The sequence below is a fragment of the Geodermatophilus obscurus genome (assembly GCF_900143215.1).
Lineage (GTDB): Bacteria > Actinomycetota > Actinomycetes > Mycobacteriales > Geodermatophilaceae > Geodermatophilus > Geodermatophilus obscurus_A.
The window spans coordinates 1-3,831 of the sequence record NZ_FRDM01000083.1 but is presented as its reverse complement, the minus strand read 5'-3'; the positions used below and the strand labels follow the sequence as shown (position 1 = coordinate 3,831).

Below are 3,831 nucleotides of genomic sequence, written 5' to 3'. Positions count from 1 at the left end.
CCTCCAGCGCCACCCCCATCGCCGTCCAGCCCAGCTGCGCGCCCGGCAGCCACCGGGCCCGGCGCGGGGCGGTGAGCCCGCTGCGCAGCACCCGGGCCACCTGGCGGCGCACCTGCGGGCCGGTGTCGGCCCGCCGGGCCAGCCACTGGCCGGTCAGCACCAGCGCCCAGGCGCCGAGCCCCAGCGCGACCGCGGGCACCAGGGCCTCGGGGGTCCGCCAGCTCCCGAGAGAGCCGCCCGCCAGCGCCAGCGCCAGCGTGGCGACGGCGACCAGCACGGCCGCGACGATCGCCCCGGCGACGAACCGGTCCACCGCCCGGCGCCCCTCCTCGGGCGACACCCCGGCACGCTCCAGGAACCTCGCGGCCGACCGGCGCCAGCCCTCGCCGCCGTGCAGCAGCGAGGCGGAGTCGGCCGCCATGGTCGCGCCGTAGGTGCGGCCCAGCGCCAGCCGGCGGTCGACCGTCAGCAGCGCCGCGGCCGCGGTCGCCGCGCGGGCCAGGACGGCCAGCGCGAGGGCCGCGCCCAGCCAGCGCCACCCGCCGTGCTCGACCGACTCCAGGAGTGCGGTGGCGCCGGCCAGCAGCGGCACGCCGACGAGCACGAGGGCCGACCCGGCCGCGACGGCCAGCCGCGCGGCCGTCCCGGGTGGTCCGTACTCGGGCCGATCCGGGTCGGGCAGGTCCAGCCGCCGACGGATGGCACCGCGCAGCAGGTCCAGGCGGGCGCGGTCCTCCCGGATCCCGGCCCGGGTGACCGCCGACAGGGCCAGCGGCATCAGCCCCGGCAGCGCCCCGGCCACGGCGTCGGACCCGAGGACGTGGATCGCCGAGTCGGTCACCAGCGCGGGGTCGACCCGCAGCGCCAGGGAGGCCATGAGCTCGGCGACATCGCCGGCCAGCGCGTCGTCGTCGGCACCGTTGAGGGCGTTGCCGAAGTCGACCACGCACACCCGGCCCTCGGCGTCGACCAGGACGCTGGACGCCACCAGGTCGTGGTGGGCCACCCGTGCCGCCCGCAGCAGGGCCACCTGCTGGAACACCCGACGCAGCAGCTCGGGCGTGAGCTCGTCGGTCGTCAGCTCGTCGAGCCCCCGGCCGACCACGTACTCCTGCACGACCACCGCACCGCGCTCGTCACCCCGGGCCAGCAGCACGGGCGGGGTGGAGACCCCGTGCTCGCGGGCCGTCATGGCGACCACCGCCTCGTGCTCGGCCTGCTGGCCCAGCGGTGCGACGGCGTCGGCATCCTTGATGTCACGTACGGCGAGCAGGCGCCACAGCCGGTAGAGCCAGTCGCGCTCGAAGCGGTCGGGCTCGAGGAACTTCACGTAGAGCCGGCGGCCGCGTCCGTCGACGGCCTCGAACGGGTGCGAGCTGCGCGCCGCGACGGAGGCCGGCCGGAGATCGCGCACAGAGAGGCCGAAGCGCTCGAGCAGCTGCTGCACCCGAGCGGCCGGCACCTCGCGCCGCGGCACGCCGAGAGCCCAGTGCACGAGCGAGCCGATCGCCCATCCGACGGCCAGCCCCCCGACGACGTCCAGCGGCAGGTGAGCGCCCACGTAGATGCGCCCCAAGGCCACCGTCCACGCCAGCGCCCACGCCACGCGCCGGCCCCGGCGGGAGAGGTACGGCACGACCGCGGTGGCCACCGCCGCGGCGACCGCGGAGTGTCCGGAGACGAACCCCAGACCGGTCACCGGCCCCTCGGGGAAATTCACCTCGACGACCAACCCCACCGGCCGCTCCCGCTGCACGACGCTCTTCACCAGGTCCGAGGCGACGTAGGCCAGGACGCCCGAGATCAGCACGTCCCGCGCCATCCGGAAGCGGCGGGTCAGCGCGGCCACCCCGGCGACGACCGGCACCGTGACGACGTTGCCCAGCTGCATCAGCGCCCAGACGATCGGGAAGACCATCGTCGGCAGGTCGTTGACCAGCTGGAACAGGTCCCGCTCGAAGACCGGCAGCCGGCCACGCTGGGCGATGAGAAACCCCAGCCCCAGGACGGCCACCCCGAGCGCCACCCGTACCAGGTCGACCGGGTGCCGCTGGACCGGCCGGGGGCCCGGCCGTCGTGGACGGGGAACACGCAGCCCGGGGTCGCCGGTGGTCACCGCGCTGGAGGTCATGGCGTCAGTCCACACGGCCGGGAGCCGGGCGATCAGGGTCTTCCGGTCCGGTCCGGGGGCCTGGTGTCCCGGGGCGCTCAGCGCCGGCGCCCCCAGCGCATGTACGCCAGCGGGCCGACCCAGTTGACCGCGATCACCGCCGCCCACACGCCCTTCCGTCCGGTGACCTCGGCCGGACGTCGGTGGGCCAGGTCAACCCATGCGCCGACGGCCAGCGCCAGCTGGACCGCGCCGGCGGCCACCAGGCCGGTCCGCTGCCACGGGGTCAGGTCCCGCCACCGGCGCCTTGTCATCGCGTGCCCCTCTCGTCGGTCGGTCCCGCTCCGGTCAGCCTGGATGACGCGCCGCCCTCGCCGGGAGGGCCCCAGGTCCGCCGCCGGAGGGCGAGCGGCCCCCGAGGCCGGGACCTCGGGCCCTGCGGATCGCGCGGCGCCGCGGGTGAGCCTGGGCTCCCGAGCAGCACTGGAGGAGGCACCATGACCACCCTCGACGGACCCGAGCAGCCCGCGGACCGGCCGACCCGGCCGGAGCCCCGCGAGATGGCCCAGCCTCACGAGATGAGCGAGGTGGAGAAGCGGATGGCGGAGTGGGAGGCCCGGCACGACGTGGCCGCGCGCGGCCATCGGGCCGGCCCCGACGTCCTGCAGCACTACTTCGCCCACGAGCGGCTCAGCCACCCCGAGCCGCATGGCGAGGAGGCCCACAGGACCCTGCCGCAGCAACCCGCGCTGCCGCAGCGACCCGGGGCGCGGTCCACCCGGACCGGCAGGGCCGATCGCCCTCGCGGGTGGCTGCGCCGGCTCCTCCGCCGGTAGACACCCGGCCGAGCGGGGTCCGGTGGCCCGGGTCGCCCGGGCCACCGGAGCCCGTCAGGGCACGCGGCGACTCCAGGTCGGCTCGATCTCGGCCCACTGCCGGGTCCACCGGCGGTCTCGTAGGCGGTCCAGCACCCAGCACAGGCCCGCGTACGCCGTCCCGGCGAACACGAGGAACCACGACCAGCCGATCAGGACGAGGACCACCGTGCTGTGCAGCGCCTCCGACGAGGTCGGTGGGGCGGCGGTCGGTCGACCGTCGGTGGTCGTCCACACGGTGACCGTGTCGCCGACGGACGTGTCGCCCAGGGTCGTGACGACGGCTTCGACGTCGGTGCCGTCGCGTGCGGTCCACCGCACGCTGGTCCGGTAGCGCCCGTCGAAACGGCCCTCCTGCACCGGCTCGGCGTCCCCGAGGGCGACCGCGGACACCGGGGTGAGCTCGGCCGCCCGCTGCTCCGCCGTCGCCCGGAGCTGTTCGTGGACGACGGTTCCGATGGCGAGCGCCACCGGCACGGACACCAGGACGACCACGCACAGCACCAGCCTCGCGGCGAATTGCAGGCGGTCCGAGCCGCGCTTGAGCGGGCCGCGGCCCAGCGTGAAGGCCCGGATCCTCTGCGACGGGGGGATCGGGACCTCGGCAGCCATCGCATGCTCCTCTCGGCGGGCCCGTCGCCGGGAACGGCCGGCCGGCATCCAGCGTCCGGGCGCGGCCGGGCTGGGGCCGAGGGGCGCAGGTCCCGTCCGCGGCGGCGGAGGGCCCGTCCCATCCGGCCGCGGGCTCCCGGTACCGCCCGCCCCCCGTGTCGCCCAGGGACCTCCGGCCCGCCCCGGGTGGACGGAGGGTGGTGTCGGGACGGCGGCGACCGCCGGAGGCTCGAG

Annotated in this window: 4 protein-coding genes; 1 reads left to right on the top strand and 3 read right to left on the bottom strand. The window is 76.8% G+C overall.

The annotated features are described in order from the left end of the window. On the bottom strand, positions 1–2,131 hold a 2,131-nt coding region (locus BUB17_RS24945; RefSeq protein ID WP_072921510.1), incomplete at its 3' end, for a phosphatase PAP2 family protein. Positions 2,132–2,208: 77 nt separating this feature from the next. Beyond that, on the bottom strand, positions 2,209–2,424 hold the full coding sequence (locus BUB17_RS24940) for a PLDc N-terminal domain-containing protein (RefSeq protein WP_072921507.1): 216 nt from the start codon (positions 2,422–2,424) through the stop codon (positions 2,209–2,211). Between the two features lie 183 nt (positions 2,425–2,607). On the opposite strand from BUB17_RS24940, the gene BUB17_RS24935 reads away from it, so the two are divergent. Continuing rightward, positions 2,608–2,946: a hypothetical protein gene (locus BUB17_RS24935; protein WP_072921505.1), complete on the top strand. Its 339-nt coding sequence runs from the start codon at positions 2,608–2,610 to the stop codon at positions 2,944–2,946. A 54-nt stretch (positions 2,947–3,000) separates the two neighbouring features. On the opposite strand, the gene BUB17_RS24930 is transcribed toward BUB17_RS24935, so the two are convergent. After that, a complete protein-coding gene (locus BUB17_RS24930) occupies positions 3,001–3,597 on the bottom strand; it encodes an Rv1733c family protein (protein WP_072921503.1) in 597 nt (198 codons plus the stop codon). Positions 3,598–3,831 lie beyond the last annotated feature (234 nt).